Origin of the sequence: Streptomyces sp. NPDC016845 (genome assembly GCF_044332585.1) — a bacterium.
GTDB lineage: Bacteria > Actinomycetota > Actinomycetes > Streptomycetales > Streptomycetaceae > Streptomyces.
In genome coordinates this window covers 961,643-975,745 of record NZ_JBIRPI010000001.1, presented here as the reverse complement: position 1 = coordinate 975,745, position 14,103 = coordinate 961,643, and the positions used below count along the sequence as shown (strand labels likewise).

At 73.1% G+C, this 14,103-nt stretch carries 8 protein-coding genes; 1 reads left to right on the top strand and 7 read right to left on the bottom strand.

Going from position 1 to position 14,103, the window contains the following annotated elements; all coding sequences use genetic code 11:
* Positions 1-7: 7 nt before the first annotated feature.
* The 7 genes from ACH4RC_RS04070 to ACH4RC_RS04040 form a co-directional block, all read right to left on the bottom strand.
* The gene (locus ACH4RC_RS04070; protein WP_398194783.1) at positions 8-1,048 is read right to left on the bottom strand and encodes a 3-oxoacyl-ACP synthase; all 1,041 of its coding nucleotides are present in this window, start codon (positions 1,046-1,048) and stop codon (positions 8-10) included.
* Positions 1,048-2,115 carry a ScbA/BarX family gamma-butyrolactone biosynthesis protein gene (locus ACH4RC_RS04065; RefSeq protein WP_398194782.1) on the bottom strand — a complete coding sequence of 356 codons (1,068 nt, stop codon included), beginning with the start codon at positions 2,113-2,115 and terminating at the stop codon, positions 1,048-1,050. Before ACH4RC_RS04065 ends, ACH4RC_RS04070 begins: the two co-directional genes overlap by 1 nt.
* Before the next feature lie 385 nt (positions 2,116-2,500).
* A complete protein-coding gene (locus tag ACH4RC_RS04060) occupies positions 2,501-3,781 on the bottom strand; it encodes a TIGR02679 family protein (RefSeq protein ID WP_398194779.1) in 1,281 nt (426 codons plus the stop codon).
* Positions 3,778-7,866: a TIGR02680 family protein gene (locus ACH4RC_RS04055; RefSeq protein ID WP_398194776.1), complete on the bottom strand. Its 4,089-nt coding sequence runs from the start codon at positions 7,864-7,866 to the stop codon at positions 3,778-3,780. Before ACH4RC_RS04055 ends, ACH4RC_RS04060 begins: the two co-directional genes overlap by 4 nt.
* A complete protein-coding gene (locus ACH4RC_RS04050) occupies positions 7,863-9,068 on the bottom strand; it encodes a TIGR02678 family protein (protein WP_398194774.1) in 1,206 nt (401 codons plus the stop codon). The genes ACH4RC_RS04055 and ACH4RC_RS04050 overlap by 4 nt, the downstream gene beginning before the upstream one ends.
* On the bottom strand, positions 9,065-10,630 hold the full coding sequence (locus tag ACH4RC_RS04045) for a TIGR02677 family protein (RefSeq protein WP_398194772.1): 1,566 nt from the start codon (positions 10,628-10,630) through the stop codon (positions 9,065-9,067). The genes ACH4RC_RS04050 and ACH4RC_RS04045 overlap by 4 nt, the downstream gene beginning before the upstream one ends.
* 43 nt (positions 10,631-10,673) lie before the next feature.
* The gene (locus ACH4RC_RS04040; RefSeq protein ID WP_398194769.1) at positions 10,674-10,973 is read right to left on the bottom strand and encodes a hypothetical protein; all 300 of its coding nucleotides are present in this window, start codon (positions 10,971-10,973) and stop codon (positions 10,674-10,676) included.
* Positions 10,974-11,215: 242 nt separating this feature from the next.
* On the opposite strand from ACH4RC_RS04040, the gene ACH4RC_RS04035 reads away from it, so the two are divergent.
* Positions 11,216-14,068 (top strand): AAA family ATPase, encoded by a 2,853-nt coding sequence (locus ACH4RC_RS04035; protein WP_398194766.1) that lies wholly within the window; start codon positions 11,216-11,218, stop codon positions 14,066-14,068.
* Positions 14,069-14,103: the final 35 nt, after the last annotated feature.

Here is a 14,103-nt window from a genome sequence, read left to right as displayed (position 1 = left end):
AGCGGAGTCAGGCAGCCGGGTCCGTACGGCTGACCACGGCCGCGGTGAAGGTGAAACCCCCACCGCCGTTCAGCACGAGGGCGTACTCCCCGGGCCGCAGCCAGTCGCCGGTGGCCAGGTCGGCCAGCGAGGCGTTCAGATCACCGGCTCCCAGGTGGCCGGTGGCCCGCCCGAGATCCAGCAGGGGCGCGGAGACGGACTCCGCCAGGGACGGTACGTACGCCTCCGCCATCGCCTTGCTGCCCAGCCGGGGCAGCACGGCGTGGCGCAGCCGCGCATCGTCCGGGGCGAGGCCGCAGGAGGCGAGCGCCTCGCCGACCGCCTCCCGGATCCGGTCGTGGGCGAGCTTGGTGAAGTGCTCGATGCCGAAGGTGCGGACGAAGTGGCGCTTGGGACGCCGCACGTCGATCATCGGGCCGTGGCCCAGCGGGTCCGCGTTCAGTCCGTCCTCTCCCCGGTGCATGACCTCCAGCTCGGCCGCGACGGTGGTCGAAAGGGCGTGCAGGGTGAGGTCGGAGGGGAGCCCCGCGCCCCGATGCACCAGCACCGCCGTCCCCGCGTCGCCCGCGGCCATGCCGTAGTCGGTGCGCCAGCGGTGCCAGCTCGGCATCAGGAACCGGTCCCCTGTGGTCACCAGGGCCGGCCCAGCCTGCGGATCGCCCTGCAACCGGGAGACGGCCAGCTCGATCCCGATGGCCCCGCCGTTGCACTGCTGCAGCAGCCCGATCGGCACCGCATGGTGCGCCTCGAGCCGGTTGGCGATGTAGTGCGGCGCCGACCAGGCGTCGTGTCCCTGATGGTGCACGCTCGCATGCAGCACCATCGACAGCGTGTGCGCCGGGCACTCGCCCCGCCCCAGCACCTGCTGTCCCGCGGCGACGGCCATGTCCGGCGGGGCGGTGTCCTCGCTGACCGGCAGCGCCGTGTAGCCGAGATCGGCCGCGCCACGCCGGTCCACGTCGCCGACGGCCAGCGCCTCCTCGACGGTCTGCCGGCCCGGTGGGTACCAGGCCGCGCAGACAAGTCCGTACGCCCCGCTCAGCCGCATCACCGGCCTCCGTCGGCGACGGCCGGCGAACCCGCCGGAAGCGGCGGTACGGAGACGGTGACGGCGCAGTCGCAGGCGAGCGCTCCGCCCTGCTCGAAGAGCACACGAACGGCGTGACCGTCCCTGACGCGCTCCACGCGCGCGGAGACCTCCGCCGGGCTGTCCAGTTCGACGAAGCGCTCGAACCGGGCGCTCAGCGCGCTCACCCGCCAGGCGGCTGCCGCCTCACCGACCGGGCCCGCCTCCGGGGCCACTGCCAGAAGCGCGGCCTGGCGAGCGGCTTCCAGCAGGGCGGTGGCCGGTACGTGGTCGAGCGGATGGTCGTAGAACACCGGATGCGCGACGGGCACATCGAGGCCCGCGACGATCTGCCCGTCAGCACGGCGCACCCCCGACAGAACGACGTTCGCCTCGCTCGTGCGCCCCACCGCTCGGCTGTCCGCCGGCGTACCGCCCAGGCGCGGGGGCATGGCGTCGGAGAGCGGCGCCGGTGAGTCGCGGCGCCGGGTCCGGAAGCTCTCGTACCCGGGCCGGGACGGGTATCCGGTGATCACCGTGCTGGTCGCCACCCGGCGCCCGGCGAGGTACAGCTCACTCAGCAGCGTCGCCCCGAGCAGAGCCTCGCCGCGCTGCTTCGGATCTCGCACCTCGGTGATCATCGTCAGCTCACCGGGACCGAGGCCGGCGCCCTTGGGGCCCACTGCGAGCGCTGGGGCGCGCAGCTCGTCATCGAGGGCGATGGACCACTCCGCGATGAGGAACGCCGTGTCCGCCGGGACACCGAGGTGGCGGTGGGCCACCACGGTTCCGGCCTGCCGCGAGCACTCCAGCAGCAGCATCGCGTCGAGGGGCGCCCCCGGCCGCGGGTCGTCGGTGAAGTACGGGTGGGCGGAGGGCAGCCGGGCCGCGACCGCGAAGCGGCCGTCGTCCAGCGCGACATGATCGGTGACGAAGACCTCGTCGGCCGCATGGCGGTGCACCAGCGCCCGTTCCAACGGCTCGTCGAAGCGCAGCCGCTGCTCGAAGTCGCCCGGACGTCGAGCGGAGCCATGTGTCGTCACCGTCATCTGCGGGCACCCCCTTCCCGTGAAGCGCGGCGGTTCACGCGCCGCTCTCGTTGTCTCGTCGTGTGGCGCCGCGTCCCTGCAACTCCGCGGCCGCCGACAGAGCGAGAAGCTAGTCGCGGGGTCTTTCGTCCTTCTGTCGGAGCGTGTAAGCGAGCGCCGCAGACGTCCGACCGATGCCCGCCAGCCGCTGGTCCGGGCCTTGTGGAGACGTGAAAGCGGCCCGTCGCCAGGTGTTCGGCGACGGGCCGCGGGTACGAACGACGGACCGCTCAGCTCACTTCTGCGCTCTCCCGGGTCACTTCACGAAGATTTGGCCGAAACCCTTCCCCGCCCCGTGGGCACCATCCGCTCCCGCCTCCACCGGGCCCGCCGCCGCTCACCTCGGTCAAGCACCCATGACAGGGCGGTCCGGACGCTCTCCGGCGTCCTCAGGGGTCGCCCGCTGCGCGTCCAGATCTCCGAGCAGGTCGTCGAGGACGGTCTCTTCCTCCACACGTACGCCCAGCTTCCGCAGCGCGGGTGCCAGCTCCGCATCCCATGGCGCCGCCGCGGGCGGCCCCGTGAGCGGCGGAAGGTCGGGGCGGTGGGCTGCCTCACGGTAGTCGGCCGTGCGAAAGCGCCATGGCTGCCAGGGCACGTGCCGCAGCAGTCCGGCGGCGATTCTGACGCCGCCCCAGTCGAAGTCGCCGTGGTAGTGCAGGGTGATCCCCTGCGAGTGCGCTTGGCGGAGCAGGGTGAGGGCGGCTGCCGAGGGCTGGCCCTGGAGGCAGACCAGGGGCGGGCAGTCTTGTCCGTACGCCTCCGCGGCACCCGACAGGACGGCAGGGTTCTCACAGATCCGCAGCTCTGCGTGCTGGAGGGCCGGTGGATGCCGGCTCAGTTGCCGCAGGGTCAGGACGGCCGGTTCGCCCGCGTCCGCATGCCAGTCGAGGGCCGGTGTACCGCGCAGGCCCAGCGTGAGCACGGTCGAGGAGACGTCGTCCTTGAGGAGCCCGACCGCGGCCCATGCGGACCGACGCCCCTGCGCACCGCTTTCCCGGTCGCGCCCGGTGAGCGCCCGTACTCCGGAGAGCAGGACGGTGGCCAGCGGTTTTCCGTCGTCGAGGGCGTGGGCGTCGCCGAGCACACGGGCGGCGAAGGCGCTGAGGGAGCAGGGGGGTTCGGCGGGCAGCGCTTGCAGCGCGCGTACAGCCCGGCCGACCATGGCCGCTGCATCCGCCGGCGTCGGGGACAGGCGGCGTACGAGCCCTTCGCGGGGCAGCCGCTCCGCCCACTCGGCCAGCGTGCCGCCGGCGCGTGTGGCGAGTTCGGCGAGGGGCGCGTACGCGGTCCGCCAGGCCCGGTCCTCGCGCTCGCGCGCTGTGCGGACCGCCTCGACGGGACCGCCGAGCGCGATCAACGCGGGAGCGAGTCCGTCGGGGCTGATGCCGGAGCGGCGCAGGACGGCGTCCACCGTCTCGAAGCGCACGCTCAGAGATCGCCCCGCCCCCGGGGAACGGCCGAGCAGTCGCTCGACCGCGGCGCGCTGGGCCGGGCTCGGCGCGGTCAGGGTGACCGGCCCGGTCAACAGCTCCTCTCGGGCCATACGCCGCCGGGCCCGGTCCACGAACCAGGTCAGCTCACCGGTGCCGAGCAGGCGTCGGAGTCGCTCCAGGTCCACTGTCACGCCCACAGTCCCTCATCGACGGCCGTCGGTGGCGCGTCCGCCCGCGGGTCGGTGCCACGGGCCACCGCAGTGCCGTCCCACTCCCAGCGGGTGACGAGTACGGCAGCGATCTCGTCGACGCGGGACAGCTGGGCGATGGCGACGCCGGGCACCTGCGGGTAGCAGGCCCATTCGCGTTCGCTGGTCATCACCACGTCCAGGTCGAACGCGTGGAGCAGACCGAGGCACTTGGCGCGGGAGTCGTCGTCGACCCCGGCGAACGCTTCGTCGAGGGTGACGAGACGTGGCGCGTGCGGGCTCGCGGCACTCGCGTAGTGGGAGGAGGCGGCGGCGAACAGGGGAACGCAGACGGCGAGGACGCGTTCGCCGCCGGATGCGGGACCGGTCGCCGGTACCCAGCGGCCGTGCTGACGGCGCTCGATGGCGAACTCGTGCCAGTCACGGTAGTCGAGCGCCGCGGTCAGATGTTCCAGCCAGCTGCCCGCTGCGTCCCCCGACTGGTGCCGGGCGATCTGCTCCTGCAGGAACTCCCCGACCGCCGTGCGTTCCTCGGGCGTCCAGGCGTCGGCCGACTGCCGCAGCCGCTCCCTCGCCTGGCCCAGGCCGGGCGGCGCCTTGCGCGAGGGCCGCCACACCAGGCGGAGCTGCATTCCGGTGGACGTGGGCCTCTCCTGCAGCTCCCGGTTCATCTCCTGCACTTGTCGTTCGGCGGCGCCGATCAGTTCCTGGAGCGTGCCCGCGACCTCGATGAGCAGATGGGTCTGCAGGATCTCCCGCTCGTGTGCGGACAGGATCCGCTGCAGTTCGGCGACCTCGACGGCGAGCGCGGTCGCGAGCTCGGGCACGGCGCGCTCGCGGCCCTGGTAGACGATGTCGACGACCATGCCGTCCTCGACCATGCGGGCGGAGGCGGTGTGCCCGTGCCGGGAGAGGGCGTCCTGAAGCTTCTTGTACTCGGCGTTGAGCAGGCCCTGGACGCGCTCCCAGGCGGCGTCGGAGTCGTCGGTGCGGCTGAGCTCGGCCTCCATGGCCCGCGCGAGGGCCACGGCGGGGGTCGCGGCCCAGGGCTCACCCGCCGGGTCGGGGACGGCGAGGCCGGGCAGCGCGATGGCGAGGAGTCCGGTGGCGGCGAACCGCTGAAGGGTGACGATGGCGTCGGCGCGGGCGGCCGTGGCCTGGGTAACGTCCTGCTCCAACTGCTCGATACGGCCGGCGGCACGGTACGCGCGCCGGTCCGCCGAGGTGCGCGCGTCGTGTGCGGCGCGCAGAGCCCGACCGGTGTCGTCGAGGGCGCGGGCCGTGTCGGTGAGAAGGCGCTCCAGTTCAGCGACGGCGGCGCCGACGGTGGAGCGGAGGGTGGTGTGGTGCTCCTGGGCAGCGGCCGCCGCACGGGTCGACTCCTCGGTGCGCGCGGCGAGTTCGGCGGTGCGAGCGCCGGCCCGCTCGGCCTCGGCCTGCTCCGCCGCCACGGCGTCCTTGGACGCGGAGTGCTCTCGCAGGGCGGGCCACAGGGCGGCGAGCGCGACGGTGTAGTCGGTCAGGGCCCGGCTCACCGCGTCGAGCGCGGACCGCTCGGCGGGCAGCCCGAGGTCCGCGGCGGTCTCGGCCAGGACGGCGGCCTCCTGCTCGGCACCGCGCACGGCGGTGGCAAGCCGATCGGCTCGCTCGGCGTGCCGCTCACGGACGCGCCGGGTGTCGTCGATGGCGGCCGCGGCGCGGGCGTGGGCCTGCCGCAGCGCGGTGTCGCCGGGGAGCGCGGCCAGCTCGGCGTCGAGCACCCGTCGCCGCCCCGTGAGCGCCGCCCGCTGTTCCTGCAGGCCGGTCAACTCCGCTTCCAGCGCACCGAGTTCCTGGCGGAGTACGTCGATGCGGGCGCGCCGTGCCTCTTCGCGGGCTCCTTCGCCGATGTACTCGGCGGCCGGTTTCGCCCAGCTTCCGGCGAGCGCGCCGATCCGGAAGCGCCCGTCGTAGGAGACCCACGTGCCGACTGTGCCGGCACCCTCGCCGAGACCGACAGCGCCCAGGATCCGCTCCACCACCGTTTCGCCGACCGCGACGGCGCGTGGGTCCCCGTGGTCGACAGCGGGCCGCAAAGCCTGAGCGAGTACGGCCCCGGTCACGGGTGCGGACGGGGCGAGCAGGACGTCGTGACCGTCGGCGCCGAGGACCGTCCCGTCGGGGAGGACCCAGGCGTCGAGCAGTCCCGAGGCCTGGAGTGCGGCTTCGAGTCCGGCCCGCCCGGGCTCACCGACGTGCTCGCGGAAGTCGATCAGGCGCCACAGCGGCGCGCCGGGTCTGCCGTCCCGTACGCGCGGTGTGCGGGTGGCGGGCGCCTCGGGCCCGCGCTGGCCGCCCGACTCCAGCCGTTCCAGCTCGGCACGTACCGCGTGCACCCGCTCGCCGGTCAGCTCCTGCCGTTGGCCCAGTTCGGCGGTGCGGTCGGCGAGGTGCCCGCTCGCCGTTCGATGAGCGGCTTCCGCCTCGCGCCGCGCAGGGAACGGGCCCTCCAGATGGACGACCCAGTCCTGCAACTCGTCGAGCAGCCCGACCGGGTCCGGGACAGCCAACTCGACGCAGCGGTCGACATGTTCGCGTACCCGTCCCAGCAACGCGTGTCCGTCTTCGGCCGCCGACCGCTCGGCGCGCTGCTGCCGCTGGACACTCTCTCCGAGTTCGGTGGCGGCCTCGTCGAGCCGGTTCTGTGCGGTGGTCCGCTCGGCGGCGGCCCGCTCGGCGCTGACCATCAGTTGGTCGACGTGGTCGACGGTACGGCGGCGGCGGTCCACCGACTCCTCCGCCGCACGTCGCAGTTCGGGCAGTGCACCGCCCTCGGTACGCGGTTCACCGTCGAGGGCCGCCGCGGTCGCGGCCTGCCGTGCCTGCGCGAGGGTGCCTGTCACCCGCTCCCCCGCCGCCGCGAGCCTGTTCCGGTCGGCGGCAAGCCGTTCGAGGGCCCGGGTGTGGGTGCGCGCGGCCTGCTCGCGGTCGGCCTCGGCCTGTCGCCGCGCCTCGTCCGTGCGCACCGCTTCCCCGGCGGCGCGCTCCAGCTCCCGGGCGCTGCGCATCTCGGGTCCGGCGCGGAGCGCCGCGTCCTGTGCGTGCAGCCGCGCGGCCTGCTCCTCCAGTGCGGCGCCGCGCTCCTCGGCCGCCTCCCGCTCCTGCTCGGCCGTGGCCCGCTCATCCTGCGCCTGGGCCAGTTCGCGGTGCAGGTGCTCGTAACGGGCGTGCTCGGTGCGCGGCAGCCGGGCCCGGCGGCGCGAGGCCACGCGCGCGTACCGCTGATAGTGCTCCAGGAAGGCGTCCGCCGCGCGCTGTGCCTCGACGGCGGCGGCCAGCTCGTCCTTCTCCTCGTCCAGTGAACGGAACGCGTCGGCGGCATCGGCGACGACGGCTTGGTCCATCGGCGTCAGTGCCTCGGTGAGCGCCTTGGACAGGGCCGCTTCGTTGGGCCGCTTCGACAACTGTGGCTGCCGCAGCTGCACGAGGAGGTCGACCAGTGCCCCGTACCGCTGCTCACCGAGGCCGAACAGTGCCTCGTCGACGGCCCTGCGGTAGGCCCCCGCCTGGTCGTAGACCATGCCGTGTCCGGCGATCGCCTCGGCGAGGCGGTCACGGGCGAGCGCGGTGCCGGTCGCGTCGAGGAGGGACAGCTCCTCGCCGATGCGCTGTTCGGTGACGGCGAACCAGTGGCGTGCGATGCCACGGCCGGCCACTGCCTTGAGTCCGCACAGCAGCGTGCGGAAATGGACTCGCCCCGCCTCGTCGGTCCGCCCGAACTCGATCCAGGTGTAGCCGAGCCGCTCGGGGTACGGGTGCTCGCCGCCGAGCAGCAGGTTCCATTCCATGCGCTTCTTCGGGTCGCCGTCGGGTTCGACGCGGCGCGCGGCGAGGTCGGCGTCGAGCAGGAACGGCAGGGTCAGGGCGAGGACCTTGGACTTGCCGGTGCCGTTGTTCCCGCGCAGCAGAAGCCTCCCGTCGCGGAACCAGAACTCCTCGTCGTCGTAGTAGAAGAGGTCGACGAGTCCGGTTCGCAGGGGCTGCCAGCGGGTGCGGGCAGGGGCGGGGAGCGTACGGGGTACGGTCACTGCTGGTGGGCCTTTCGTGGAGCGGCTTCGACAACGACCGTGGCACCGACGGCGTACCGGGCGAGAGCGGGGCGGGCGACGGCTCCCTCGGGGGTACGGTCGACGAGGCCGAGCGCGGCCAACTTGACGAGCGCCTGCTCGACGAGTTCGGCCTCGGCGCCGGGCGCCTTGGCGGACTTCGACCAGAATCCGGCGTGCTCGGCCGCCAACGCCCGTACACGACTGCGCAGTTCGGAGTCGCGAACGGGACGCCGCACACCCGCCAGGTGCTCGGCGAGCAGCAGAGTGACATGCCCGTGGGTGCCCTGCTCCGGCATCCGTACGTCGGTGAGGTCGTCGGACGGATCCACCATCGCGATGCCCTCTGCGCGCACCTCGGCGACCAGGCCGGTCAGTTCGTTGATCCGCGCGAGGATGAACGGCCGCTGCTTGGTCAGGTAGGCGAGTTCGGCGTCGCTCAGCTCGTCGTAGTAGAGCACCGGGTCGTCCAGGAGGCGGCGGGTCAGATGGTGGCGGATGGCGCGGAAGCGCAGCTCGTCGGTGTCGAGTCCGCTCTCCGCGGTCAGCGCGTCGAGGGAGGCGACGGTCAGGGTGGAGGGCCCCCGGCGGGTGGCGAGCAACCCGGCGAGGACGCGCCGCTCGACGTCGTACAGGGCGTCACCGGCTCCACTGATGTACGCCTCCTCGTCCCCGGCGACCCGCCGCAGGACCCCCAGCTCCAGCAACAGGCGGACGACGGCGGCGAGGTCGAGGCGCTCGTCCCGGCGCTCCAGCGTGAACTCGACACCGGCGGCCACGAGTCGGGGGTCGGAGGCTTCCTGGACGATGTGGTCGGCGAGCCGCCCGAGCGCGGTCTGGTTCTCGCCGCGTTCGAGAGCGGCGAGAGCGAGGCAGAGCAGGACGTAGCGGCGGCGGGTGAAGGGAGCCTGTGCGCGGTTGGTCTCGCGGGCCGGGTGGCCGGCGTCGTCCAGCCGTCCCGGCGTCTTGCGCAGCCGGGCGGACTCCGCGTCGACCTGGAGCCCCCAGCCCGTGTTCCGCTCGAACCACTCGCGCAGCTCGGCCGCGTGGCGGCGCACCAGCCGGAACTCGTCCGCGTACCCGCCGTGGGCGAGGAGCAGTGGCCGTTTGAGCAGGGCGCGGGCGGCGCGGCGCAGTTCCGCGTCGCGCTGCCCGTCGAGTACTTCGGCGAGTGGCGTGCTCATCGCCCGCGCACCTCCGTCAGGTCGACGATGCGCACGCGGTGGTCGGGGCCGCGCAGGGTGCCGTGCGGGGTACGGATCTCCGCTACGGTGTCGCCGGGCAGCAGCGCGAGCCTGATCTCCATCGAGCCGTCGTTGCTGGTGGCGACGGTCCGGGTCATCCCGGGCCGCCAGGTCGCGAGGGCGTCACCGAGCAGTTGCAGAAACAGGCCGAACGCCACCGGGTCGAGTTCGCCGAGCTCCGAGAGGCGTGTCTCCCCGTCGGTGACGAGCCGCTCGCGGGCCGCCGAGATCTCAGCGTTCTGGCGCGCCGCGATCTCTGCGAGCCGGCGCCGCCCGGCCGACCGGTCCGCGACACGGCGGGGTTTGCCGCGCCGCTCGTAGCTGCCGGTGCGCCGCAACTGCGGGCTGATCCGCAGGGGTGTGGCGGCTGCCCAGGGGGTGACGGGTGGCACCGGGGTGGCGTCGCGCGCGGCGAGCGTATCGGCATCGATGGTCAGGTGCCGGGCCGGATACAGTCCGAAGGCGACGCGCCACAGGCGATGCCGCTCGTCGTCGCCGTCCGCTTCGGCGAACCAACGGGCCAGCGTCCGGAAATCGGCGGAGCGGTCCGACCGCCCGCTGCGCCGGTCGTTCAACACCCGTACCACAGCCAGGAGTTGAGGGATGGCTCCGAGGGCCCGGCCGCGCAGCAGCCGCGCCTGCGCCTCGCGCCCCTCCTCGGAACGGAACCAGGCCCCGAGCCCCGACCAGCGCCCGCGCCACCGATCGAGGGCGGCCTTCTCCGCGTACTCCGCCTCACCGGGCGAGGCGTCGGCGGCCTCGCGTGCGGCGGCGATGCGCAGCAACGGCTCGACGCACTCATCGAGTTCGGTGATCAGACGGGCGATGCGTCCGCCCAACGTGATCAGGTCCTGGATGAACCGCTCCAGATACTGGATCAGCCGGTCCTTGTAGGCGAGGAAGTCATCGACCTCGATCTCGTGCAGATCGATGGTGCGCTGCAACGACCCCATGAACGCGCGAGCGTTCTCCGCGAGTGCGGCGAACCGGCTGCTCAGCGCATCGAGCGCGAGATGCACCTTGGCCGGGTCCGGAGCGTCCTCGGCCGCGAGGACCAGCAGCGCCCGCAGCTGCGTGACGATGTCATGCAGCGCCACGGCCTGCAGCGCACCACGCCGCCCGAGCGCGTCCCCGTACACGGCGAGCGCCTCCTCGGCGGCCTCACCCGCCTTGGTGAGCTGATAGATGAAACGCTTGCGGTAGAAGTCCTCGACCGCCGTGACCCGAGCGGTGTCCGGGTCGGCCCGCAAATTTCCCCACCCGACCAGCGCGTCCAGCGCCTTGCCGACAGCCTCGACTTCGCCGGGCCGCCGCTCCGGCGAAAGCGCCGCGTACACGTCCTCGGGCCGCAGATGGACGGCGAACCGCTCCTTGGCGGCGAGGAACGCCGCCATGATGTCCCGGTAGAGGGCGGAGTGCGGAACGGTCAGGTGGGTGAAGGGCGTGAAGGGCGAGAGGGATGTGAGGTCAGGCGCGTCCCGGCCGCCGTCCGAGGATGTCATCGCGGTCCATTCTTCCTGATCAACGACGCCGCCAGGGGCGTTTTCACGTACTGCGGGCGGCGGCACGGAGCGACTCTTCGCCCTTGCCCTGCGTCGGCATCGCCGCTCGGACCAGCGCCGCCATGTCGTCGACGCCGCGATCGGACACCCGCGCCCGGTGCGCGGCCCGCAGCAGCAGGTGGGCCGGCACCTGCCCGCGGTGACCGTCCCGGTCGTCGCCCGTCCACTCGTCCGGCTTCTCGATCCCGAGCCCCGTCCTCGCACGCAGATTGCACGCAAGGACGAACCGGCTCGCGGGCGCGCGGGCGCTCCTGACGTGGTGTTGGCGCCTCGGTTCGGGCACCGCCGCACCCGACCCCGCTCCCGCGCCCCCTGGGAGCGGGCCGAAAACAGAAAAGGACCGTTCGAAAACGGCCCTTTCACCTGCGCCCCGCCGGCCCCCGTACGACGCGATCCGCGGAACTACGCGCCGCACACGGGTGATTCGGCGGTTCGCAACCGCCCCAGCAGCTCGGAGCATCGTTAGTATGATCCCGCTCGCGCTCGCGCCGCCCCACCGGCCGACCGTCTTTGGGAGACCGAACCATGAGTGGGGCCTTCAGCACGGCGGGTGCGACCGCAGACGGCCAGGGCGAGGTATTCGTCGGTCGCCTTCGTGAAACCGACCAGCTCGTGGCCTGTGCGGCCAAGGCGCGCGACGGCGAGGCGTGGCTGGCGGTCGTCGAGGGCGAGGCCGGTATCGGCAAGAGCGCTCTCGCGCGTCGGACGGCGGCTTCGCTGCGGGACTTCACGGTCCTGTGGGCGACCGGCGATCCGTCGGAGACCGACCTCCCCGGCGGTGTGGTCAGCCAACTGACGCGGCGAGTGGACCGCGACGTGGTGGCCGCGTTCCCGTTGCTGGCTCAGGACAGCATGGCCGGGGTGTCGCCGCACGCCATCGGAGGCCAGTTACTGCTGCTGCTCGGCGCGCTGCAGGAGTCCCGGGGCCCGGTCGCCGTCGTCGTCGACGACGTTCACTGGGCCGATCCGCTGTCGCTGCAGGTGCTGGGGTTCGCGCTCCGCCGGCTCTGGGCGGACCGCGTGCTGACCGTTCTGCTGACCCGGTCGGACGCGGAGCGCACACTCGAGACGCTCGACAGACTGGTCCGGTCCCTGGACCGGGCGGTGAGGGTCGAGATCGGCGGGCTCGACAAGGACGATGTGGCGCGGGTGGTCCGGCGGCTGGTCGATGTCCGTCCTGCGCCGGGCCTCGTCGAGCGTCTGCACAGCTACACGAGGGGCCACCCTCTGCACCTGCGGACGGTTCTGGCCGAGGTGCCGGTCCCGACGCTCCAGGACGAGGCGGTGGAGCGGTGGCCGATCGCCCGCACACTCCGGGTCGGCGTCACGTCTCTCCTTGACCGCCTTCCCCCGGATTCCGTGGCGCTCCTCGAAGCGATGGCGGTGCTGGACACCCGGCTTCCCCTCGTGACCGTCGCGCAGACAGCCGCGCTTTTGGACCCTGTCCGCGCACTCGAACCAGCTCTTACGGCCGGGCTCGCGCGATGGTGGCCGACCGAACCGCAGAGCCCTGTCGCCCTCACGCACCCTCTCCAGCGGGACGCCGTCTACGACGCGATCGATCCGGAGCGCCGCCGCACCCTGCATGCCGCCGCCGCGGGCGCGGTCGGCACGGCCGCGGCCTGGGCTCACCGGGTCGCCGCGGCCACGTCCACCGATCCCGCCCTGGCCGCGGAGTTGGAGCGGTCCGCGTATGCCGAGGCCGTCGTCGGCCACAACGCCTTGGCGGCCACGCGCCTGCTGTGGGCCTCGTCGTTGTCCGTCGACCGCGCGGACCGGGAACGGCGTCTGCTGACCGCCTGCGCCCAGTCGCTGCTCACCATGCAGCCGCTGGCCGCCGTGAAGCTGAGACCGCGGGTCGAGGAGTGCGCGCCGGGAGCCCTGCGCACCTGCGTCCTTGGTGTCATGGACCTGCTGGACGGCCGGTTCGTCGCCGCCGAGGCCCGGCTCACCGAGGCCTGGCGCGAGGCGCTCGCCGATCCTGGTTCGGCCTGGACCGCCGTCCTGGCGGGGACGTTCCTGACCGTCGTCACGATCCGGCACGGCCGCGGCGCCGAGACCGTGGACATCGCCGGCAAGACACTGGCCACCGGCGACCTCGACCCCGCCACGTCCGACCTGACCCGGGCGGTGCTCGCGACCGGCCGGATGTGGGACCAGGGGCCGCGCGCCGCGTTGCTGGACGTGGCGCACCTGCCCGCCGTGGCCGCCGAGGCGGCGGACCACCAACTCGACACGCTGGCCACCCGCGGAGTCATGCATCTGTTCCTGGGCCGGCTCCCCGCGGCGCGCACCGATCTGGCGACGGTGGCCCGGCGCGACCAGCAAGGCGCGGGGTCGAAACTCAGCCATCTGTCGTTGTCGATGCTGGCGGTCCTGGAATATCTGGCGGGCGACTGGAACGCCAGCGAGTCCGCGACGGATCGGGCGCTCGCGATCGCCGCGATCCAGGACCATGTCTTCGGTGACGCGGCGGCCTGGTTCGCGGCCGTGTGTGTCGAGGCCGGCCGCGGACAGTGGGAGGCCGCGCAAGGTCATGCCGACACCCTGAGCCGGGTCACCGAGACACTGGGGTCGCCGCGGACGGAGACCGTCTACGCCGCGCTGGCCCAGGCGATGCTGGCGCAGGCCAGGGCCGACCACGCGGCCATGCTGCGGTCGCTTGAACCGCTGATCGACCGCGAGGCCGCGGACGGAGACGAGAGGATCCGCCTTCGGTTCAAGCCCTTCTGGCTGTGGCAGCAGTCGCTGCTGGTCGAAGCGCTGACCGGAACCGGACAACTGGTCACCGCGGCCCTCGCGCTGGACGACCTCCGAGCGGGCTACGACGGTACCGGGTACCTGCGGGTCGTCCTGGCCCGGCTCGGCGGCCGACTGGCCGAAGCCCAGGGGCGGCCGCGAGACGCGCTGGCGATCTACGCACACGCCGTCACCGGGGCGCCGGACGAGGGCGGTGACACCGCTCCCCTGTTCCGCGCGATGCTGGAGCACGGCTACGGCAGGCTTCTGGTGGCGACCAGTTCCGGCTCCCGCCGTGAGGCCGCGAAATGGTTCAAGTCGGCCCGCGACCGGTTCAGCGCACTGCGGGCCGCACCGTTCCTGGAGCGCTGCGACGCGGACCTGGCAGCGATCGGGCTCACCGCCCCCGCACAGGCCCGCAGTCATGCGCCGGCCCTGACCGAGCGAGAGCTGTCGGTGGCACACCTCGTCACCGGCGGGCGGACGAACCAGGAGGCCGCGGCAGAGCTCTATATCAGCCAGAAGACCGTGGAGTACCACCTATCGAACATCTACACCAAACTCGGCATATCATCCCGTCGCCAGCTGGCGGGATCACTACGGACGCAGCAGCCCGAGACACGTCGGCGACCGGACTAGGGTCCGTCCCTAGGGTCCCCCCGGGGAGCTGAGTG